A 22,170-nucleotide genomic window follows, 5' to 3' on the forward strand; every position below is an offset into this window, starting at 1 on the left:
GACTATTGCCGCTATGAGGATGGCCAGGTGAGCGGTTCTGATCGGATAGGCCGATCAATAGCCACCTCTGCGCCGAATTGAAAGGGGCGGGAAGCTGGCGGATATTGGCGGCAATCAGGGAGAATAAAATGACGGAACTGGCCAGCGCGCGGGTCGCGATCATCGGGGGGGCGTGGTGGGCGTCTCGGCCCTTTACCACCTTGCGAAAGCAGGCTGGAAAGATGTGATCCTGCTGGAGAAAAACGAGCTGACCGCCGGCTCGACATGGCATGCGGCGGGGAATGTGCCGACATTTTCCGCCTCCTGGTCGATCATGAATATGCAGCGCTATTCGGCGGGGCTTTATCGCGGGCTTGGCGATGAGGTCGGCTATCCGATGAATTACCATGTCACCGGATCTGTCCGGCTGGGGCACAGCGAGGAGCGGCTGCTGGAATTTAAGCGTGTCGCCGGCATGGGGCGCTACCAGGGTATGGATCTGGAAGTGCTGGGGCCGGATGAGATCCGGGGGCGCTATCCTTTCCTTGAGACCCATGATCTGACCGGGGCGCTTTATGATCCCTATGACGGCGATATTGATCCGGCGCAGCTGACCCAGGCGCTGGCCACAGGGGCGCGCCAGATGGGGGCGCGCATCGAGCGGTTCTGCCCGGTGACAGCGGCGAAATGGACCGGCTCTGAATGGGTGCTTTCGACGCCGAAGGGCGAGGTGCGGGCGGAATATGTCGTCAATGCCGCAGGCTACTATGCGGCCGAGGTCGGCAGGCTCTTCAACCGCCGGGTGCCGATGATGGTGATGAGCCATCAGTATCTTTTGTTCGACACCATCCCGGAGCTGGAGGCCTGGTCGAAAGAAAGCGGCGCCAAGCTGCCCCTGCTGCGCGATGTCGATTCGAGCTATTACCTGCGTCAGGAGAAGATGGGCTTCAACCTCGGCCCTTATGAGAATCCCTGCCGTGCGCATTGGGCGACACCCGATGACCCGATGCCAGAGGATTTCAGCTTTCAGCTCTTCCCCGATGATCTGGAGCGGCTGGAATGGCATATTGCTGACGCGATGGCCCGGGTGCCGCTGCTGGAGAAGGCGGCGCTGCAAAAGGTCATCAACGGGCCGATCCCCTACACGCCGGATGGCAATCCGCTGATCGGGCCGATGCCTGGTGTGCCGAATGCCTTTGAAGCCTGTGTCTTCACCTTTGGCATCTGCCAGGGTGGCGGGGCCGGCAAGGTGCTGGCCGAATGGATCACCGAGGGCGCGACCGAATGGGATATGTGGTCCTGCGATCCGCGCCGGTTTACCGGGTTTGAGGATCACGATTACTGCGTCGCCAAGGGCAAGGAAGTCTATGGCAACGAATATGCGATGCATTTCCCGCATCACGCCTGGGGCGAGGGGCGCGGCAAGAAGCTGTCACCGGTGCATGACCAGGTGGCGGCACTCGGCGCGCAATTCGGGCCCTTTAATGGCTGGGAGCGCGCGCTCTGGTATGCGCGGCCCGGCGATGACGTGACTGAGGCGGCGCAGCGCACCTGGAAGCGCGAAGGGCCGTGGTTCGGGGCGGTGAAGGCCGAATGTGATGCGGTGCGCGATGCCTGCGGTATCCTCGATCTGCCGGGCTTCTCGCGGTACTGGCTGTCGGGTGAAGGGGCGGCGGCCTGGTTGCTGGCGCAAACCACCGGCAAGTTGCCATCGGTCGGGCGGCTGGGCCTGGCCTATTTCGCCGATGACAAGGGCCGGATCGTCACAGAAATGTCGGTCGCCCGCTTTGCGGAAGATGAGATCCTGCTGATCACGGCGGCAACGGCGCAGTCGCATGACCGGGCCTGGCTGGAACGGCATCTTGCGCAAGGGCTGACGCTGACCGAGGTCACCAATGACTGGTCCTGCCAGATCCTGACCGGGCCGCAGGCGCGGGCGGTGCTGGAGGCGGCGGGGACGGAGGCTGATCTTGCGAAGGGCTGGCTCTCGCATCAGACCGGGCGGATTGCCGGGCGCGAGGTCTGGCTGGCGCGGGTGAGTTTTGCCGGGGAGCTTGGCTGGGAGATCCATTCCCGCCTGGCCGATACGCCCGTGGTCTGGGATGCGATCCTGGCGGCAGGCGCGCCTTTGGGGCTGAAACCCTTCGGGATGTTTGCGCTGAATTCGCTGCGGATCGAGAAAGGTTATCGCGGATGGAAGGGCGATCTTTCGACCGATTACACTGTCTTGCAGGGCGGTCTTGAGAGATTTGTCGATTGGGGCAAAACCGACTTCCGCGGTCGCGCAGCCCTGAAGGCCGAGAAGCAGGCCGGTGTTGCGAAGCGCTTTGCGACCCTGGTGATCGAGGCAGGTGCCTTTGATCCGCCCTATATGTCAACGATCTGGAAAGGCGATCAGGTCGTGGGCGAACTGACCTCGGGCTATTTCGGGCATCGGGTTGGAAAATGCATTGGTCTCGGGATGTTGCGGGCTGATCTGAATGTGCCGGGTGAGGCGCTGGAGGTTGAGATCTTCGGCGAGCGCTTTGCTGCGGTGGTGCAGGCGGATGAGCCGCTCTGGGATGCGAAGAACGCGCGGATCCGCGCCTGACCTGAATGCGGGACCGGGGCGCTGCCCCATGCCACCGGATCGCCTGATCCGGTGGCGCTGATCCGGGGCATACCCGGGATATTTACAGACAGATGAAAGGGTAACATCGTGGTCGATGTTCCGAAAACGGCGCGGGCAGTGGTGATCGGGGGCGGCATTTCTGGCTGTTCGGTGGCCTATCACCTCGCGAAAGCGGGCTGGACGGATGTGGTGTTGCTGGAGCGTCGCAAGCTGACCTCGGGCACCACCTGGCACGCGGCGGGCCTGATCGGGCAGCTGCGCGCCAATCAGAATATGACGCGGCTCGCGAAATATTCGGCGGATCTTTACGGCAGGCTCGAAGAAGAGACCGGCGTTGCGACGGGCCTGAAACGGGTCGGCTCGATGACCGTTGCCCTGACCGAAGACCGGCTGCAGGAGATCTTGCGCCAGGCGACGGTGGCGCGGATCTTCGGTGTGGATGTGACCGAGATTTCTCCGTCTGAAATCAAGGCGATGTATCCGCATCTTAACACCGGTGGCGTGATCGGCGGCGTGCATCTGCCGGGCGATGGTCAATGTGATCCGGCCAATATCGCGATGGCACTGGCCAAAGGCGCGCGGATGCGCGGCGCGAAGATTGTCGAGGGCGTCAAGGTCACTGGTGTGACAGAGGGGCAGGCTGCGGGCGGCAAGCGCCAGGTCACGGGCGTCGACTATGAGGGGCCGGAGGGCCCGGGCCATATCGCCGCCGATGTCGTGATCAATTGCGGCGGCATGTGGGGGCGTGACCTTGCGGCGCAGTCTGGGGTCACGCTGCCGCTGCATGCCTGCGAGCATTTCTACCTGCTGACCGAGCCGGTGGCGGGCCTCACCGATATGCCGGTTCTGCGGGTGCCGGATGAATGCGCCTATTACAAGACCGATGCCGGCAAGATGATGGTCGGCGCCTTCGAGCCGGTGGCGAAACCCTGGGGAATGGCGGGGATCCGCGAGGATTTCGAATTTGATACCCTCCCCGAAGACTGGGATCATTTCGCGCCCATTCTGGAGGATGCGGCGAACCGGATGCCGATGTTCCAGACCGCCGGCATCCACACTTTCTTTAATGGTCCTGAAAGCTTTACCCCCGATGATCGCTATTACCTTGGCCCCGCGCCGGAGTTGGGCGGCTATTGGGTGGCGGCAGGCTATAATTCGGTCGGGATCGTGTCTTCGGGCGGCGCAGGCATGGCGCTGGCGGAGTGGATCACGACCGGAGAGGCTCCGTTCGATCTCTGGGATGTGGATATTCGCCGGGCACAGCCGTTCCAGAAGAACCGCCGCTATCTGAAGGATCGGGTGACCGAGACCCTGGGGCTGCTTTATGCCGATCACTATCCCTACCGCCAGGTGGTCACCGCGCGGGGCGTGCGGCGGACGCCTTTGCATGAGCATCTGAAGGCGCGCGGTGCGGTCTTTGGCGAGGTTGCGGGCTGGGAGCGGGCGAACTGGTTCGCGCGGGACGGCCAGGAACGGGAATATCGCTACGCCTGGGGGCGGCAGAACTGGTTTGAGAACCAGAAGGCCGAGCATATGGCGGTGCGCGAGAATGTCGGGCTCTTCGACATGTCGAGCTTTGGCAAGATCCGGGTCGAGGGGCGCGATGCGGTCACCTTCCTGAACCGGATCTGTGCGGGTCAGATGGATGTGGCGCCAGGTCGCATCGTCTATACCCAGATGCTGAACCAGAAGGGCGGCATCGAGAGCGATCTGACCGTGACGCGGCTGTCGGAGCGGGCCTTCATGCTGGTGGTGCCGGGTGCCACTTTGCAGCGTGATCTGGCCTGGCTGCGCCGCCATCTCGGCGATGAATTCGTGGTGATCACCGATGTGACGGCGGCGGAATCGGTGCTTTGTGTCATGGGGCCGAAATCGCGCGAGCTGCTGCAAAAGATCAGCCCGAATGATTTCTCGAATACGGCGCATCCTTTCGCGACCATGCGCGAGATCGAGGTCGGATACGGGCTCGCCCGGGCGCATCGGGTGACCTATGTCGGCGAGCTTGGCTGGGAGCTTTATGTGTCAAGCGACCAGACTGCGCATGTGTTTGAGGCGCTGGAGGCGGCAGGGGCGGATCTGGGGCTGAAGCTTTGCGGGCTGCATGCGCTGGACAGCTGTCGGATCGAAAAGGGCTACCGCCACTGGGGCCATGACATCACCGATGAGGATCACGTGCTGGAGGCCGGACTTGGCTTTGCCGTGCGCACCAAAAAGCCGGAGTTCATCGGGCGTGACGCTGTGCTGCGGGTCGAAGCCGAAGGCGTGGCGCGGCGGATGGTGCAGTTCAGGCTGGAGGATCCCTCCGTTTCGCTCTTCCACAATGAGGCGATCGTGCGCGACGGCGAGATCGTCGGCCCGGTGACATCTGCAAATTACGGTCATGCTTTGGGCGGCGCCATCGGCATGGGCTATGTGCCCTGCAAGGGGCAGAGCGAGGCGGAGGTGCTGGGATCTGCCTATGAGATTGAAGTGGCAGGCGTGCGGCACAGGGCTGTCGCGAGCCTTGCGCCGATGTATGATCCGAAATCGGAGCGTATTCGTATGTGACAGGCCGTGCCGGGGGGCTTTCTGCCCCCGCACCCCCGAGGATATTTGAGGACTGATGAATGAAGCTGGCGGCGCGGCATCAGGTTTTTGCGGATCTTCACCATTCGGGCTGTTTTGTGATTCCCAATCCCTGGGACCGGGGATCGGCACGGATGATGGCGGCTTTGGGCGCAAAGGCGCTGGCGACGTCGTCGGCGGCGCATGCCTTCACGCTCGGGCGGCCGGATATGGGGGGCGTCAGCCGGGATGAGGCGCTGGCCCATGCGGCGGATCTGATCTCTGCCACCGATCTGCCGGTTTCGGGCGATTTCGAAAACGGTTTCGGCGATGCGCCGGAGGAGGTGGCCAGGACCGTGCGGCTGGCCGCAGAGGTCGGGCTTTCGGGGATTTCGGTTGAGGATACCCGGATGGTTGCGGGCAGCCCGGCTTATGAGTTCGGGCTTGCAGTGGAGCGGGTGAGGGCAGGGGTTGCCGCATCCCGCGCCCTTGGCCGGCCTTTCGTGTTCTGCGCGCGCGCCGACGGGGTGATGAACGGGGCCTACGATCTGGCCGAGGGGATCCGCCGTTTGCAGGCCTTTGAACTGGCGGGCGCGGATCTTTTATATCTGCCGGTGCCACCGGGGCGGGCAGAACTTGCGCAGGTTCTTGCGTCGGTCAGGGCGCCGGTCAATGCGCTGGCGGCGGGACCGTTGAAGGCGATGACGGTGGCAGAGCTTGCCGCCATGGGGGTGCGGCGGATCTCGACCGGCAGCCAGATCGCGCGACTGACCCATGCTGCGATCCGGGACGCGACGGCTGCGATGCTGGGTGAGGGCAGCTTCGCGCCGCTCAGTGCCTCGGCCCCGGGGGATGAGATTGACAGACTGCTTTTGCGCGGTGCAGCGCAGGCATGACATCCGGCCCGCGCGGAGCGCCGGCCGGGGGCAGGAACAGACCGCAGCGCGCATCACGATTAACGTAAGGGGGCTACACGGGATCATGCGTGCGCTCAGGGTAACGGGCGTGGACGCCGGTTGCGGTTCAGTGCGCTCTGGCGGAAGCGCTGCGGGTGAGGGCGGCGCCTTTGCCGGAAGGTTATGCGCCCGATCCCGTCCGGGCGGTGTGTGACACGGCGCGGCGGGGCGCTGGTCCCGACAGTCTTGATTTCTGGCCGCGCGGCATGGAGTGCTGTTACGGAGGTGTGCATCCGGCGCGACACGCGGGTGCTTTTGCTGGCAGCGGGACAGGCTTTGCCGGGACGCTCCCCGTACTGACTGCCCCGGACTGACCGCCAGCCGCATCGCTGTTCCCGGGCCGCAGGCTCTCCGATATGCAGACGGATTGGGAGACGGCGATCCCCGGTTCTCTGGCCGGGCTTTCCAGGGCGAAATTCCCTGTCCGAATACCGGCGACCAGCTGCTGCCCGACCGGGCAATAGCGAAGATGGACGGGTGTTTTGCCAAAGCCGGTTGCCGGATAGATCCGCAGAGCGACACCCCCTGGGGGCGCGGGTCAAATTGGTGTGCCGCTGAGCTTGCGCGTTGGGGTAATCCACCGCAATCTGCGCCAAAAGGCGGCGCTGCCAGGGCACCGCCGTTGCAATGACAGGAGGATGATATGGCGAACTCAAAGCATCTGGGGCAATTCTACATCAGTGGCGGCTGGGTCGATCCGCTGCCCGGGGGCACGAAAGCCGGGGTCGAAAACCCGGCGACCGAGGAAATCGTCGGGGATATCGCGCTTGGCACCGAGGCGGATGCGGATCGGGCGATTCTGGCGGCGCGGGCGGCTTTTGACGACTGGACTGTGGTGCCGGTGGAAGAGCGCATCGCGCTCGTGAAGAAAATCCTCGAGGTCTATAATTCCCGCTATGAGGACTTTGCCCAGGCGATGTCGACCGAGATGGGCGCGCCGATCGAATGGGCGCGCGGCGCGCAGGCCTGGGCGGGGCAGGTTCATATCGAATCGACCATCAAAGCCGCCGAAGAGATGGTCTGGGAATATATGCGCGGCGATACCCGCATCGTGATGGAGGGGATCGGCGTCTGCGCCCTGATCACGCCCTGGAACTGGCCGATGAACCAGATTGCCTGCAAGGTGGCACCGGCGCTGATCGCAGGCTGCACCATGGTGCTGAAACCCTCGGAAATCGCGCCGCTTTCGGGGCTTTTGTTCGCGGAGGTCTGCCATGAGGCCGGGGTACCGGCGGGGGTCTTCAACCTGGTGAATGGCGTGGGGCCGGTCGTGGGCGCGCGGATGTCGTCGCATCCCGAGGTGGATATGGTGAGCTTCACCGGATCGACCCGGGCGGGCACCGCGATTGCCGCCGCTGCCGCGCCGACGGTCAAACGTGTCGCACAGGAACTGGGCGGCAAAAGTCCGAATATCATCCTGCCTTCGGCCGATATTCATGAGGCGGTGAAGGCGGGTGTGGCGGGCTGTTTCGCCAATACCGGGCAAAGCTGCGATGCACCGACGCGGATGTTCGTGCCGCGCGCCGCGACAGCAGCTGCCTATGCCGCCGCGAAAGAGGCCGCTGATGAAGTGGTGATCGGGGCGACGACCGATGCCGCGACCACGATGGGGCCGCTGATCTCGAAACTGCAATTTGACAAGGTTCAGGGCATGATCCAGGCCGGCATTGACGAGGGCGCGACGCTGATCAGCGGAGGCACCGGCCGGCCCCAGGGCGTCAATCGCGGCTGGTATGTACAGCCGACCATCTTCGGCGATGTCACCAATGAGATGACCATCTCGCGCGAGGAAATCTTCGGGCCGGTGCTGGCGATCCTGCCCTATGACAGCATCGACGATGCGGTCCGGATGGCGAATGACACGCCCTATGGCCTTGCCGCCTATATCGCCGGCCCCGTTGAAGAGGCCAAACCGATTGCCCGGCGGTTGCGGGCCGGGACGGTGAACCTCAACTACCCGGACTGGGACACCTTCGCGCCCTTTGGGGGCTATAAGCAATCCGGCAACGGGCGCGAATATGCCGATTGGGGCATCCATGATTTCTGTGAAATCAAGGGCGTGGTCGGCTGGGGCGCCTGAACGAGGCGTCGCGCCTGCCCCCGGACGCAACTCTTCCGGGGGCGCATAGCAGATGTGCAGCGGAGAGCCCTTGAATGTCCCGGGGCAGAGGCGTTGACTGTGGACTGGCGGGGGGCGTTTCCCCCGCCTTTTCAACATCCGGAGGAGCGGCCATGCGCTATGGCTATGTTGGTCTGGGCAATCTCGGCGGTCACCTGGCGGCAAGCCTGCTCAGGGCTGGGTTCGATGTCACGGTCTGGGACCGCGATCCGGCAGCCGTTGACCGGCTTTGCGGCAAAGGCGGCGACCGTGTCGGCTCGCTGGAGGACCTCGCACAACAGGTTGACCATGTTTTCACCTGTCTGCCCTCGCCCCAGGCTTCGGAAACCGTGCTGGCGCAGATGCTGCCTTTCATGAAACCCGGATCGAGCTGGATCGAGAATTCGACGCTCGGGCGCGATGATGTGCTGCGGCTTGCGGGGCTTGCGCGCAGTGCGGGCGTTCGGATGATGGAGGCGCCGGTGACCGGTGGTGTCCATCTGGCGGCGAAAGGCGAGATCACCGTCCTCGCCGGGGGGGACCGTGATCTTTACGATCTGCATTTCCCGGCGCTTGAGGTGATCGGCGGCAAGATTTTCCATATGGGGCCGCTTGGCACTGCGGCGGTGATCAAGGTGATCACCAATATGCTGGCCTTCATCCATCTCGTCGCCGATGGCGAGGCATTGATGCTCGCGAAACGCGGCGGGCTTGACCTGAAAACCGCCTGGGAGGCGATTGCGGCCTCATCGGGCAGCTCTTTCGTGCATGAGACCGAGGGCCAGCTGATCCTGAATGGCAGTTACGATGTCGGTTTCTCGATGGATCTGGCGCTGAAGGATCTGGGTTTCGCCATCGGATTTGGCCGCGAATTCGGGGTGCCGCTGGACCTGGCCTCGCAGGTCAACCAGACCTTCCTGCGCGGGCGCGCGGCCTTTGGCGGGCAGGCGCAATCGACCCAGATCGTGAAACTGCTCGAGGAACTGCTTGCCACGGATTTGCGCGCCGAAGGTTTTCCGGACCGGCTGGAATGAGCGGGCGGCAAAGCCGGCATTTGCCAGAGCCCAATCCGGTGCTAGACATGGCATTGTCGGGCCGATAGAAGGCTGGCATCGTAACGTTAGCGCTAACGGTCCTGCGAAGCCGTGATGGCAACCGCACCGGACCGTGATCAATAAAGACAGGGATTCCATGGCTTCGCGCGTCATTCCGGTCGAGATTTTCGATCTTGTGATCTTCGGTGGTACGGGTGACCTTGCCCGCAGGAAGATCCTTCCTGGCCTTTACCTGCGCTGGCTGGCGGGGCAGATCCTGCCCGAGGCCCGCGTGATCGGTGCCGCGCGCGCCGATCTGACCGAGGCAGAGTTTCGAGATTTCGTAGCAGGTGCCATTGCCGAATTCGTCCCAGAGGCGAAACGCGACGAGGCGGCGATCAGGGGGTTTCTGGACCGGCTTGGCTATGTCGCGATCGATGCGACGGGCGAACGCGGCTGGAAGGATCTCAAGGCGCTGATCCGCCCCGATGTGGTTCAGGCCTTCTATTTCTCGGTGGCGCCCTCGCTCTTTGGCGCGATTGCCGAACGTCTGACCAGCAACGATATTGCCGGCCCCGATGCGCGGATCGTGGTCGAAAAACCCTTTGGCCGCGATCTCGCCTCGGCCAAAGCGCTGAACGCCGTTTTGGCGCAGCATTTCGAGGAACGCCAGATCTACCGGATCGATCATTACCTCGGCAAAGAAACCGTGCAGAATCTGATGGCGGTGCGCTTTGCCAATATCCTGTTCGAACCCCTGTGGAAGTCGGAATATGTCGACCATGTGCAGATCACGGTGGCGGAAACCGTCAGCGTGGACGGGCGCGGCGCCTATTACGACACATCCGGCGCGATGCGCGATATGGTGCAAAACCATATCATGCAGCTTCTGTGCCTGATCGCGATGGAGCCGCCTTATCATTTCGACCCCGATGCTGTCCGCGATGAAAAGCTCAAGGTGATCCGGGCGCTTGATCCCGTGCTGCCCGAAGATATCGTGCGCGGCCAGTATCTCGCCGGTGGCGGCGAGGCGGGCTATCTGGAACATGCGGAAAACCCGGCAAGCCGCACCGAAAGCTATATCGCGCTTAAGGTGAATATCTCGAACTGGCGCTGGAAGGGCACGCCCTTTTACCTGCGCACCGGCAAGCGCCTGCGGGCGCGCGAAAGTGAGATTGCCATCACCTTCAAAGAGCCGCCGCATTCGATCTTCGACGATCACGCCGGCTGGCGCGACAATGTGCTGGTGATCCGGCTGCAGCCCGATGAGGGAATGAACCTCAAGGTGATGATCAAAGAGCCGGGGCCGGGTGGTATGCGCCTGACCCAGGTGCCGTTAGACATGTCTTTCGCCGAGGCGCTGAAAGACAGCCTGGAAGACGTGCCTGACGCCTATGAACGGCTGATCATGGATGTGATCCGCGGCAATCAGACCCTCTTCATGCGCGGCGATGAGGTCGAGGCAGCCTGGGCCTGGACCGACCCGATCATCCAGGACTGGGAGGCGCGCGGTGACCGGCCCCAGACCTATGATCCCGGCACCTCTGGTCCGGAGGATGCGCTGATGCTGATGCATCGGGACGGGCGGCGCTGGCGGGGGATGGGGGCATGAATTTCAACACCTATCCCGACCGCGATTTCCTGCATCTGCAACTCGCGGACCGTATCGCCTCGCAGCTGGGGGAATTCATCCGGCGCGACGGCCGCGCGACATTTTCGGTGCCGGGCGGCACCACGCCGGGGCCGGTCTTTGACATCCTCTCGGGCGTCGATCTTGACTGGGGGCTGATCTCGGTCGTGCTGAATGACGAACGCTGGGTGCCGGAGCATTCCGACCGCTCGAATACAAGGCTCCTGCGCGAGCGCCTGCTGCAGGGCCGCGCCGCCAGGGCGAAACTGATCCCGCTTTACACCGCGACCGACACGCCGGAAGAGGGTATCCCCGCGCTGGAGGCCGGCCTCGCGCCGGCATTGCCGATCTCGGTGCTGCTTCTGGGCATGGGGGGCGATATGCATACCGCATCACTCTTCCCCGGTGCCGACCGTCTGACAGAGGCACTGGCCCCGGATGCGCCCTTGCTGATGCCGATGCGCTCGGATGCGGCGGTAGAACCCCGCGTTACCCTGACCGCGCCGGTCCTGCGCGCAGCCATGCATATCCATGTGCTGATCACCGGCGAGGCAAAACGGGAAGCGATTGAAAAGGCGGCAGGACTGCCCGCAACCGAGGCGCCGATCCGCGCCGTCCTGGATCACGCCGAAGTGCATTGGGCCGAATGACGCAAAAGACCGGAAGGGCAGAAAATGGATAAGTGGCAGGCGCTGAAAGCGCATCACGCGAAAGTGGCAGAGCGCCGGATCCTCTCGTTGTTCAATGCGGATCCGGCACGGGCGGCGGGCTTTTCTGCAGAGGCCGACGGGCTTTTGTTCGACTGGTCAAAGACCAATATCGACATTGAGGGCCGCGATCTTCTGCTGGGGCTGGCCACGGCGTCGGGCGTTGCGGACAAGCGCGCCGCGATGTTTTCCGGCAAGAAGATCAATGAGACCGAAGGCAGGGCGGTGCTGCATATCGCTTTGCGCGCGGGCGAAGAGCACCGCATTCTGGTCGATGGCCAGGACGTGATCCCTGACATTACCGCGACCCGCAGGAGGATGGCGGCGTTTGCCGATCAGGTGCGTTCGGGCGCGTTTCAGGGCCAGGGCGGCAAGATCACCGATGTGGTCAATATCGGCATTGGCGGCTCGGATCTTGGGCCGGCCATGGCCGCGCTGGCGCTGGCGCCTTATGCTGACGGGCCGCGCGCGCATTTCGTCTCGAATGTGGACGGCGCCCATATCCATGACATCCTGTCCGGGCTGAACCCGGAAACCACGCTGGTGATCGTCGCCTCCAAGACCTTCACCACCATTGAGACCATGACCAATGCGGATACCGCAAGGGCCTGGATGGCGAAATCGGTCAAAGACCCGGCCGCGCAATTTGCTGCCGTCTCGACCGCTGGTGACAAAACCGCCGCTTATGGCATCGCACCTGAACGCGTGTTCGGTTTCGAGGACTGGGTCGGCGGGCGCTATTCGATGTGGGGGCCGATTGGCCTCGCATTGTTGCTGGCAATCGGGCCCGAGGATTTCGACCAGTTCCTCGCCGGCGGCCGCGCGATGGACAATCACTTCCTCGAAACCCCCTTCGCCGACAACATTCCGGTGCTGCTGGCGCTGGTGGGCATCTGGCACAACCAGCTCTGCGACTATGCCACCCGCGCCGTGCTGCCCTATGAACAACGCCTCTCGCGGCTGCCCGCCTATCTCCAGCAACTCGAGATGGAATCAAATGGAAAATCGGTGGCGCTGGATGGTTCTTCGCTGAGCATCAACTCCGGCCCGGTGGTCTGGGGCGAGCCCGGCACCAATGGCCAGCACGCCTTTTACCAGCTGATCCATCAGGGCACCCGCGTCATACCCTGCGAATTCCTCGTCGGCCGCCACGGCCATGAGCCGGACCTCGCGCATCAGCACCTGCTGCTCGTCGCCAATTGCCTCGCGCAATCCGAGGCGCTGCTGCGCGGCCGCTCCCTCGATGAGGCCCGCACCATCATGGCGAAAAAAGGCCTCACCGGAGAGGAGCTGGAACGCCAGGCCCGCCACCGTGTCTTCCCCGGCAACCGCCCGACGACAACGCTCGCCTATGACAGGCTCACCCCTTTCGTCCTCGGCCAGATCATCGCGCTCTATGAACATCGCGTCTTTGTCGAAGGCGTGATCCTCGGGATCAATTCCTATGATCAATGGGGGGTCGAGCTTGGCAAGGAACTCGCCCTCGCGCTGCAACCGGTGCTCGAAGGCAAAGAAGGCACAGACGGTAAGGACGGCTCCACCGCCAGCCTCGTGGCCTTCCTGAAAACCTGAGCCAATTCATCTGTCCCCAAATATCCTCGGGGGGTGAAGGGGGGCAGACAGCCCCCCTTCTTCTTTTGCTTACTTCAGCGCAGCGGTCACGATGACCTCGACGCGGTAATCCGGCGTCGCGAGCTTCGCCTCGCCGGTGGCACGCGCCGGGGTATTGCCCTGCGGCACCCAGGCATCCCAGACCGCATTCATCTCGGCGAAATCCGCCATATCGGCGAGCCAGATCTGGGTCGACAGGATGCGGGTCTTGTCGGTGCCGGCTGCCGCGAGGATCCGGTCCACTTCGGCAAGGCAGGTGCGGGTCTGATCCGCAACCGAGTCGCCGGGGTTCCCGACCTGACCCGCGAGCCAGATGATGCCATTGTAAGACACGCCCTCGGACATACGCGCGCCCACGCCATAGCGTTTGATTTCCGAACTCATCTTGCACTCCCTGCTTTGGTCGGTTCCCTGCAAGGAATAGCGGTGCCGCGCGGGGAAGAAAAGCGCTCCTCAGGCGAATGCGGCGCGGCGCCTTTGTGCCGCCCGATCCGGGAGGCGCGCTAACGTGTTCGGCGGCACAGAAAGCTGTCGCCGCTGACCGGGGAAAACCAGGTCATGGTCCCATCGGGGTTCATCGCCAGCGAGAGCTGGTAATTATCCTCGAAGGTCAGGGTGAATGTATCGCCCTCGGGGGCGATATCGACGATGGGCATCGGCGCTTCACCGCTGTCATAGTCGCTGCCGGTAAAGGTGAAGGTCCCGACCTCGCAATCCCAGACTCCTTCGAAAGGCCAGGGCGCGGCGGCAACCGATGGTCCGGCCGCGATCACTGCGAGTACCCAGAGAAGTGCCGCCCCGACTGAGCGGCCCAGGACGCCAGAGCGGTGGGCGGAAGGATTTCCGCAGTGAGATGCACCATCAAAGCCCGGATCAGGAATACCAAAGCTGAGGTCCTGGAGGCGGCTCGCCGCCCGGCCCCCGGATCTGACCCTGGATTGCCCCACTTGCCTCATCGCGCTCCACTTTCCCTCTGTCAGGGGTTGCAAATGTATGTCAGGCGCTCCCCCGGAGTAAAGGGGGGCGCTGTCTCAGATCTGGCGCTGCAGGTGTCGCCCCGGTCAAGCCTGCGGCTGGCTCGCAACATGGCACCGGCACCCGATTGCCGATCGCTCGCTTTGACCGGGCAAGAGATTGCCGGGCCTGGCCGGGCGGGTCCGCTCAGAGGCTGAGCTCAGGGGCTGATCAGTGTGACGCCGGGCATGTTGCGGATCACTTCGATATCTTCGAGATAGGTCCGGGTCAGCCGGTCGACCGTTTCCTGCGTCCAGCCGGGCAGGGCGAAGTCCATAGTGATCCGTTCCGCCACCGCGAATTTGTCGAGAAAAGCCGAAACCACCCGGCGGCGCTGGCTGACTGAAGCCGGCGGGTGGCTTGCAAGGTAATTGCGCAGCCGCGTCAGACCGTCCCCTGCCATGATCAGCGACAAAAGCTCGTCAGTCTCCTCCAGCCGGGTGTCATCGCTGTAGCCGCCCACCGCCTGCAACACCTCCGGCCAGATCAGCGGCGTGTCTTCGTCGCACCAGATCGTCAGAGGCGCCCCGGGGTTTTCGGCAATAATCTGGCTGACCACATCCGACCAGCGCAGCTGGCTGATATCGGTACCCTCGATGAATTCCTCATAGCTGCGGCTGTTCCTTTGCTTCTCGTAAAGCGCCGGCAGCCAGGTGGCGGGATTGCGGATCGCGAGAAAGAACTCGGCCTCGATATGAGGGAAGATCTGGGTAAAGGCCCTAATGCGTTCCCCGGCAAAACCGTAAAGCCGGCCCCGCAGCGCCCATTGCGGAAAGGCAAGGAAACTGTCCCAGCTGAGGATCAGCCGCCCGGCCGTGTCATCATCCATGATCTGTTCGATCACCAGCGCCTGGGTATCGACACTGGCCGGCGCGCCGCGCAGCTGGACCGCCGTATCGCGCAGGAGCCGCCGGTAGCGGGTCGGAGCCGGCACATGGATCCCCTGTTCTGCCAGAACCGAACGATTCTTCAGCAGGCAACGGATAAGCCGCTCCTCATCGGTGCAATGGGCACCCAGGTGGTAGACAATGCGCATGATTCGGATCGGGGCTCCCGCTGCCATCCTCGCCGCCCGCGCCAGTCGGACAGCCTGCTTTCCTCCCATATAGAGCACGATGGCTTGTGGCAAATGCGTTTGTCTTAAGGCGTTTGTGAGAAGTTGCACGAATGAGGTCCGGGGCGGGCCTGCCGATCCATCACCACATGCACCGCCATCCAAAGCCCGCAACCCGGCCCGGGCGGCCGGAACCCGGGGCAGTATTACAGGGGGCCGCAACAGGGGCGGCCGGGACAGGGGAGCTGAACAGCTTCCAGCCGGTATTTGCGCTGCCAGGACGTCGCCGCAAAGTTGCCTGCCCGGAGTGATTCTGACCCATGCCGCATCCCCGCCTTGCTCACGCCGGTCATTGCAACCAATCGGGGTTGCGGCACCTGCGGAAAACCACAAAACGCCAGCCAGATCCGGCTTAAAGCACCGGTTCGCAGACAGCGCTCCGGCTTGCACCTGCGGGCGGGAGTTGCTACATCATCTCTCCGTGGCCCCTATAGCACAGCGGTAGTGCAGCGGTTTTGTAAACCGAAGGTCGGGAGTTCAAATCTCTCTGGGGGCACCATTACTACATTGAAAATTGTTTTATATCATAGCCTTAGATGGTGATGACTCGTTGTAGTCCACCCTTCGGCTTGCGCTTAATTGATACACCCTGAAGCCGAAATAACCCGATTGTGATCGACTAGCCCCGACCGAAGCCGGGGCTAGGGCAGGGGGCGAGTCACCCCAGAACGCGGTAGACGTGGCTGGTACTGCGGTTGAGATACCGTCCGATCTCCTGGAAGCTCGCGCCGCAGTCCCGCAGTTCGGCCATCTGCAAGCGCTCCTTCGCGGTGAGCAGGCGCCCGCGCCGGACAGCCCAACTCATGCCCAGGGATCGATGTCTGCTGCGATCACCCCGGGCGGGATGATCTGGACGGGGCAGCGCACCGGGACGCCATCGCGGGCGGCGACCTCGGCCCGGACCTTGTCTGAATAGGTCATGCTTCACCCCTCCTGCGCCGTTCATTGAGAACTGCGCTTCGGATGGTCTATGGTCACGGCCAAGAGCCATGCCGATCCTAGGATAGCTCATGCCGTGGCGACGGGCGATGTAGCAGACCAAGGCGCGCAGCCTGAAATTCCTGATAATCCTCCCCGTTTTAACGGGGTGCAGAAGTAGACTTCAGGCAGCCATCTTCAGTTGTCTCGGGCGGGTGTAATGCCGCCGATGCCCATGTTGGGGCGCTCATTTTTGTAAGTCCATAGCCAGTCGGTTGCGATCTGTTGCGCCTCCTCGATGGTTTCAAAGATGTGAAGGTCCAGCCATTCATGCCGGACCGTTCTGTTGTATCGTTCTACAAAGGCGTTCTGTTGGGTATGAGGAGGGTCAGAAAACAGTCCAGTGGACTGTTTTCCCGACGAATGTCCGGGCTGGATGTGGTTGAGGGCAATGCCCTGCTTTTCGGCCCAGATCATCAGCGTGGAACTGATGTATTCCGGACCATTGTCGACCCTTATTGCCAGAGGTTTGCCGCGCCACTCGATGATCTGGTTCAGGGACCGGACCACCCGCTCAGCCGGGAGCGAGAAGTCGACCTCGATGCCCAGGCCCTCGCGGTTGAAGTCGTCCAGCACATTTAGCAGTCGGAATTGACGGCCATCAGCCAATCGATCAGCCATGAACCGAAGGTCCTCGCAGCGAATTCCATTGACCAGACCGTGTTCGGCGCCTCAGGGACGCTGAGTTCTTCAGGCTTGTCGCGTTTGATCCGCGTGCGCAGCTTGATCCGCAGGTTCAGTTCCAGCTCGCAGTAGATCCTATGGACGCGCTTATGGCTCCACGGGTGCCCCTGGACATTGCGCATGTGCAGAAAGCATAGCCCAAAGCCCCAGGTCCGGTGCGCCTTGGTCAGCCCTTCCAACAGGTCTGCGATGAACTCGTTCTCGGCATCGCGCTTTGGGCTGTAGCGAAAACAGGTCTCGGCTCGACCCAAATGCCCGACAGGCCAGCGCGATGCTGCCCGCCTTTGTCGCCACAGCCTTCTCGGCCAGCTCCTGGCGTTGAGCTGGCCGTGTCATTTTTTTCCAAAGGCTTCCCTGAGCAGTTCAGCCTGCATGCCGAAGGCTCGGCGAACATGCGCTTCAGCCGCCGGTTCTCGTCCTCAAGGGACTTCATCTGGCTCATCATCGACGCATCCATGCCGCCATACTTCGAGCGCCACTTGTAGAAGCTCGCCGTACTGATCCCATGCTCACGGCAAAGCTCGGGCACGGCCATACCGCTCTCGGCCTGACGAAGCACGGCCATGATCTGCGGTTCCGTGAAACGGCTCTTTCTCATTCGAATTTCCTCAGCTCACGGCTCACGAGAAATTTCTACTTATTCAGCCCCTTGACCATCGAGAGGATTACCAGAGGATTGCGGCGATCAGGGTCGCCCAAATAGCGGCCCCGCCGAGGATCGACGGGACCAGCCACCAGCAGGGGTCACTTAGACGAACACTGTCGGCACACCGCCGTTTGCATCCCGAGCCATATTGTACCGGTCCAGCACCCGTTGAAGGTCACGGTTGGCCAGCTGCAAGACGCTGTGTTCTCCCGGCGCTTTTAGATCCGCCATCCAGCCGCGATACAGGCGCTCTTTTGCTGCCTGGCGCTGCGCCGTTGACATGGGGGCGCCGTTCCAGGCCTGCGGGATCCCCCACTGGGCCTGAGCGCCCAAAAAATTGACTGCGATCCCAGCCCCGACCGCCCCAGTTGCCACAACGGCAAAGCTCAGATCTATTGCCGGCCTGACGCTGGCACCAGCGGAGCCATTCGAAAGCCGGTTCCGTCCGCATTTTGCCAGTAGAGCATCTGGCTGACCTTGCCATAGTGTTGAGCATCCGGGGTTACCACGAGGGAAACGGCAGCGCCCAAAGACGTCTGCCGCGCACCCCACAGATTTCCGCTGATCTGCGCGATGGTCAGCGGATCGGGCGCAGACACATATCCGTTGTCGGCAGATGAGGACGCGAACATACCGTGGCACGCGGAACCGGCGTTCCAATTCGCAGCTTCCGGCATTCGCCAGTAGCCACAGACCGCGAAAAAGTCGTTTGCAGCACCATAGATTGTCGCCCACGGCGCGGCCGACGCCCTGACCCCCGCATCGTTGAAGTTATGGGCGAGAAGTCGAAGCCCCCGCCTGCATTAAGCTGGCCCGGCGCCCGCGCCGGGAACCCGGGTCTGCAAATGGTCCGACCGGAGCAGGTTGCGCACTTCCTGCGCATTAACCGGCGCGCCGCCCGGATAAGACCAGTCAAAGTCGAGATCGAAAACGGTCAGTATCCGTCCGCCGCCGTCCTCAATGAGTTTATCCAGGCTGGGCAGGGCTTTTGCCGGGCCGCTGCTGACAGTGGGCAATTGAATGGCGGTGGTGGAGTAATTCGTCCTGTGAGCCTCACAGACCAGGGGAAAGCAGGTGGGTGACAGCATCCGCAAGGGCGAAGCCGCCGAACAACGGCGCGGGGTGAATGCCGTCAGAACGCATACAGGGGCGAGCAGAATTGCCGCTTGCATAATAGGAAGGCGCCGCCCCCCAGAAATACTGGTGATCGAGGTGAGCGGCGCCGATTGCCACGGCAACCTCAAGAGCGGCGCGCGTGTACTGAGCCATGGGGTAGGCATTTGCCGGCTTCTGATCTTCCGGCGGCGAGGTAATCAGGAGGTCAACGAGAGGCACGGCGGCCCTCGCTCGCGTAAGGATCGTGGTGAGATTTCCGGCAAATGTGGAGGGGGTGAAAGCTGCGCCCTGATCGTTTACTGATCGCCGGCGATCAGCAGGCCAGGAGCGAAAGTCGCGAGAGACGTCTGCCAGCGCGCCGCGTTGACGCTGGACCAGGTGTTTGTCGTCGAGCCACTGGAGCCCAGCTTGTGAAAGCAGACACCCCGTGCGGCCGACTGGAAGTCGACCCCGGCTAGGATTACGATTACTATTGCATAGCGGGGCCGCGATGAAGGCGAAGGGGATCTGCGCTGGCCGTCGGGGTTTTCAGCGGCGTTTACCACCTTGACGCGCGGTTTTGTTGCCGCGCGGGCCGGTCAGAACCGGGGTGTTCGAGAGGTTCTCTTCATGCAGCTTGTGCCAGCGATCGAGGCGGGCAGGGTCGAGCGTTCCGCCCTTGACGGCGGCCAGCACCGCACAGCCCGGCTCATGGCCGTGGGTGCAGTCGCGAAAGCGGCATTCGGGGGTGAGTTCTGCGATTTCGGCAAACAGCTGATCCAGCCCGATGGACAGATCGCTGACATAGAGCGACCGGATGCCGGGAGTATCGATCACCATCGCCCCGCCGGCAATCGCATGCAGCGAGCGCGAGGTCGTGGTGTGCCGCCCCTTTGCGTCATCCTCGCGGATGCTGCCGGTCAGCTGCGCATCCTCGCCGGTCTTTTCCGCAAGCGTGTTCAGCAAAGACGACTTTCCCACCCCTGACGATCCGACCAGGGCCACCGTCTGACCGGCACCCAGCCATGGCGCCAGCACCCGGGCCGCATCAGGCGATGTGGCATCCAGCCAGACCGCCTGCAATCCGCGCTGCAATGCGACAGCCTGATCGCGAAAGGCGCCCGGATCCGCGATCTGATCGGCCTTGGACAGCACGATAACCGGCGTGGTTCCGGCCTCATTCGCGACGGCAAGATAGCGTTCCAGACGCGCCGGGCTGAAATCATCATTGCAGGAGGTGACGATGAACAGCGTATCGACATTCGCGGCGATCAGCTGTGGCGCCCCGCCGCCATCGCTGCGCCGTTGCAGCAGGGTCTGCCGGTCAAGCCTGCGCACCAGCATCGTGGTTGCGGCCTCTGTCAGGATCCAGTCGCCCACCGCATAATCTGCGGTATTGGCGCGGGGCGGCAGAGTAAGCCGAACCGGGCCTGCGACAGATTGCGCCGTCATCCTGGCGCGGTGGACGCTCGCCACCCGCATTGGCACCAGCCCTGCGTCTTCCTCGCCGAGCTGATCAGCAAAGAAGGCAGACCAGCCAAGAGCGGCCAGTGCCGGATCGCTCAGGGCAGGGCCGCTCAGGGCTGGGCCGATTTGGGCGGGCGGGATCTGATCGGAGACATGTTTCACACCTGCCTGCATGTCTGTCACCCGGGACCAATGCAAGCCTGGCGTTGCAGAGCCGGCAGGTTTTTTCCACCCGACCCGGCTCTGCCATGTGTTTGCAGCACATCGCCTGATCAAACGCGCCCGCATGCCGTCAAACCGCGGTCCGGGTGGACGCGGACCGCCTGAACGCGCTACACAGGCGTCTCGCGATGACATGGGGGTACAGATCATGCTTTGGGATATCCGGGCACTTATGAAACCTGCCCTTTCGGTGATCGACCTGATCCCGAATATCCATCGCACACCGGCGCTGGCGATGCTGCGCCGGGCGGTGCTAGACGGGCGGCCCCTGTCAACGCGTCTCTCTGCGGATGACAAAGAGCTGGCCTTTCTTGATGCCCATGTTGCGATGACTTCGCCTGTCGGGGCAAAAGTCCTGAAGGCGCTTTATACCGGTGGCCATCTCAGGCTGAAGAAACCTGCGCAGAAATCGCTTCCGGCGCTGGATGCCTATATCGCCACCGAGGCCGCCTTTCGCAGCGAAGTTGCACGGATCATCGCCAGCGAGGATGCGAAACGCGATCGGCTGGCCGAGATCATCGCCAATCCGGATTGCGCGGATGAAAGCGAGCTGACCCCCTGGCTGATCGACCGCGTTATCTCGGCGCATCTTGGGCATGGTGCGACCGGTGCCATGCTGATCGCCGGGCTGACCTGTGAGCGGGCGGAACGTATGTCCGCCGGGCCCGGTGACGGCCCAGACCGCGCGCCGTCCGAGATGATGTGCTGGTGGTTCGATCATGCGGGACAGCGCCAGGGCGATGCCGGGCCTGGTCTCGCTGATAAAACCGCATCCACTGGTTGATCCGGGGCGTCACAATCAAACGACATCCGGAAATGCCTCAGGCGCAATCATCGTTTTCGCAGGGCCGGCTTCCTGCCTGAGATCACAGCACCGTCGTCAGGGAGCCGCGCCGTGGCCTCGTGCCGGCTCTTAACCAGCTTTATATGTTGCCGTGTTTGCTGAGATGCCGGCACTTTCAGAAATTCAGAAATTCAGAAATTCAGAAATTCAGTGATTCAGAAAGGTCGAAATGGATCTTCTGCGAGAACATCGTCATTTCAGACCTCTGAGACAGGCTTGTGCCCTGTCTCCTGCCAGGATGGGGCGACGACCTCTCCCATTTCCCTTGCGGCGCGCTCTGCCTCGTCAGAGCTGTCCTGAGCTTTCTGTGCCTGATACCTTCGGCGGGGCCTGTCGCCCTGATCTCGCGCAAGATTGACGCTCGGACTGGAGCTGCAGGTACCCGTCACAAGCTCTCTGAGCCATGACGGTATGTGCAATCCTGCGATGTCAGAAGGCGCCCCATACTGCCAGCTCCGCCGTCAATCGCGAGGTTTGCCCAGCGATTGACGGCGAAAGATGCCTGAACGAAAACTTTTTATTTTCAGCGCTTTAATATGGGGTATCGGCGGTCATCGGCGGTGTTTGGACAGGCCCGAATCATTCCCACTCAATTGTCCGCCCTATGGGCTAACCAGTTGAAAAACAAAGCGAAAAAATATTTTTGGGAGGTCGTATGCCGCCGCATCCACCGTCATAAAGCTATCCCTCTTGAAATCATTGGGTTTTTTCGACTGATTGGCTCGAAAAAAAATTCGCCATCTATCGCCGGTGACGCTCGCCGCTTCAGTTCGCAGAACAGACAGCGAATGTCCTCGCAAGAGCTACATCGTACCGGCTTGCGGTTCTATTTTCCATCTCACTCGGAAGATTCCATCGTGAGTCCAGCCAGACTTCGCCTTCATCGGGGTGAGCGCAGAGCCAGTACACGCTTACGACCATCACTGGGCCTCGCCG

15 protein-coding genes, 1 tRNA gene and 2 pseudogenes are annotated in these 22,170 nt (G+C 62.6%); 10 read left to right on the forward strand and 8 right to left on the reverse strand.

What is annotated here, in order from left to right; genetic code table 11:
• Positions 1-128: 128 nt before the first annotated feature.
• The 8 genes and pseudogenes from QNO18_RS10945 (at position 129) to pgi (ending at position 13,131) form a co-directional block, all read left to right on the forward strand.
• Positions 129-2,569, forward strand: a pseudogene (locus QNO18_RS10945) (FAD-dependent oxidoreductase).
• Positions 2,570-2,677: 108 nt separating this feature from the next.
• Positions 2,678-5,137, forward strand: a complete 2,460-nt coding sequence (locus tag QNO18_RS10950; RefSeq protein ID WP_283177691.1) for an FAD-dependent oxidoreductase — start codon at positions 2,678-2,680, stop codon at positions 5,135-5,137.
• A 59-nt stretch (positions 5,138-5,196) separates the two neighbouring features.
• Positions 5,197-6,030 (forward strand): isocitrate lyase/phosphoenolpyruvate mutase family protein, encoded by an 834-nt coding sequence (locus tag QNO18_RS10955; protein ID WP_283177692.1) that lies wholly within the window; start codon positions 5,197-5,199, stop codon positions 6,028-6,030.
• Between the two features lie 703 nt (positions 6,031-6,733).
• The gene (locus tag QNO18_RS10960) at positions 6,734-8,170 is read left to right on the forward strand and encodes an aldehyde dehydrogenase family protein (protein ID WP_283177693.1); all 1,437 of its coding nucleotides are present in this window, start codon (positions 6,734-6,736) and stop codon (positions 8,168-8,170) included.
• A 152-nt stretch (positions 8,171-8,322) separates the two neighbouring features.
• On the forward strand, positions 8,323-9,222 hold the full coding sequence (locus QNO18_RS10965) for an NAD(P)-dependent oxidoreductase (RefSeq protein WP_283177694.1): 900 nt from the start codon (positions 8,323-8,325) through the stop codon (positions 9,220-9,222).
• A 157-nt stretch (positions 9,223-9,379) separates the two neighbouring features.
• Entirely contained in the window at positions 9,380-10,834 is a 1,455-nt protein-coding gene (gene zwf / locus QNO18_RS10970; protein WP_283177695.1) for a glucose-6-phosphate dehydrogenase, read from the forward strand.
• The gene (pgl, locus tag QNO18_RS10975; RefSeq protein ID WP_283177696.1) at positions 10,831-11,502 is read left to right on the forward strand and encodes a 6-phosphogluconolactonase; all 672 of its coding nucleotides are present in this window, start codon (positions 10,831-10,833) and stop codon (positions 11,500-11,502) included. The genes zwf and pgl overlap by 4 nt, the downstream gene beginning before the upstream one ends.
• Positions 11,503-11,526: 24 nt before the next feature.
• The gene (pgi, locus tag QNO18_RS10980; protein ID WP_283177697.1) at positions 11,527-13,131 is read left to right on the forward strand and encodes a glucose-6-phosphate isomerase; all 1,605 of its coding nucleotides are present in this window, start codon (positions 11,527-11,529) and stop codon (positions 13,129-13,131) included.
• A 69-nt stretch (positions 13,132-13,200) separates the two neighbouring features.
• Here pgi and QNO18_RS10985 read toward each other — a convergent pair whose 3' ends face one another.
• The 3 genes from QNO18_RS10985 to QNO18_RS10995 form a co-directional block, all read right to left on the reverse strand.
• Positions 13,201-13,554: a RidA family protein gene (locus QNO18_RS10985; protein WP_283177698.1), complete on the reverse strand. Its 354-nt coding sequence runs from the start codon at positions 13,552-13,554 to the stop codon at positions 13,201-13,203.
• A gap of 119 nt (positions 13,555-13,673) precedes the next feature.
• The gene (locus QNO18_RS10990; protein ID WP_283177699.1) at positions 13,674-13,943 is read right to left on the reverse strand and encodes a hypothetical protein; all 270 of its coding nucleotides are present in this window, start codon (positions 13,941-13,943) and stop codon (positions 13,674-13,676) included.
• A gap of 401 nt (positions 13,944-14,344) precedes the next feature.
• Positions 14,345-15,220 carry a hypothetical protein gene (locus QNO18_RS10995; protein ID WP_283177700.1) on the reverse strand — a complete coding sequence of 292 codons (876 nt, stop codon included), beginning with the start codon at positions 15,218-15,220 and terminating at the stop codon, positions 14,345-14,347.
• A 502-nt stretch (positions 15,221-15,722) separates the two neighbouring features.
• On the opposite strand from QNO18_RS10995, the gene QNO18_RS11000 reads away from it, so the two are divergent.
• Positions 15,723-15,797 (forward strand) — tRNA-Thr (locus tag QNO18_RS11000).
• Between the two features lie 603 nt (positions 15,798-16,400).
• Here QNO18_RS11000 and QNO18_RS11005 read toward each other — a convergent pair.
• From QNO18_RS11005 to rsgA, 5 genes and pseudogenes are all read right to left on the reverse strand, one after another.
• Positions 16,401-17,558 (reverse strand): annotated as a pseudogene (locus tag QNO18_RS11005) (IS3 family transposase).
• A gap of 150 nt (positions 17,559-17,708) precedes the next feature.
• Positions 17,709-17,888, reverse strand: a complete 180-nt coding sequence (locus QNO18_RS11010; protein WP_283177701.1) for a hypothetical protein — start codon at positions 17,886-17,888, stop codon at positions 17,709-17,711.
• Between the two features lie 521 nt (positions 17,889-18,409).
• Entirely contained in the window at positions 18,410-18,694 is a 285-nt protein-coding gene (locus QNO18_RS11015) for a hypothetical protein (protein WP_283177702.1), read from the reverse strand.
• Positions 18,660-18,941 (reverse strand): hypothetical protein, encoded by a 282-nt coding sequence (locus QNO18_RS11020; protein ID WP_283177703.1) that lies wholly within the window; start codon positions 18,939-18,941, stop codon positions 18,660-18,662. Before QNO18_RS11020 ends, QNO18_RS11015 begins: the two co-directional genes overlap by 35 nt.
• Positions 18,942-19,250: 309 nt before the next feature.
• Complete coding sequence (gene rsgA / locus QNO18_RS11025; protein WP_283177704.1) at positions 19,251-20,342, reverse strand: ribosome small subunit-dependent GTPase A; 1,092 nt, start codon at positions 20,340-20,342, stop codon at positions 19,251-19,253.
• Positions 20,343-20,562: 220 nt separating this feature from the next.
• Here rsgA and QNO18_RS11030 point away from each other — a divergent pair, with 220 nt between their 5' ends.
• Positions 20,563-21,174, forward strand: coding sequence for a hypothetical protein (locus tag QNO18_RS11030; RefSeq protein ID WP_283177705.1), 612 nt, complete (start codon positions 20,563-20,565; stop codon positions 21,172-21,174).
• Positions 21,175-22,170: the final 996 nt, after the last annotated feature.

This window comes from Gemmobacter sp. 24YEA27 (genome assembly GCF_030052995.1).
Lineage (GTDB): Bacteria > Pseudomonadota > Alphaproteobacteria > Rhodobacterales > Rhodobacteraceae > Pseudogemmobacter.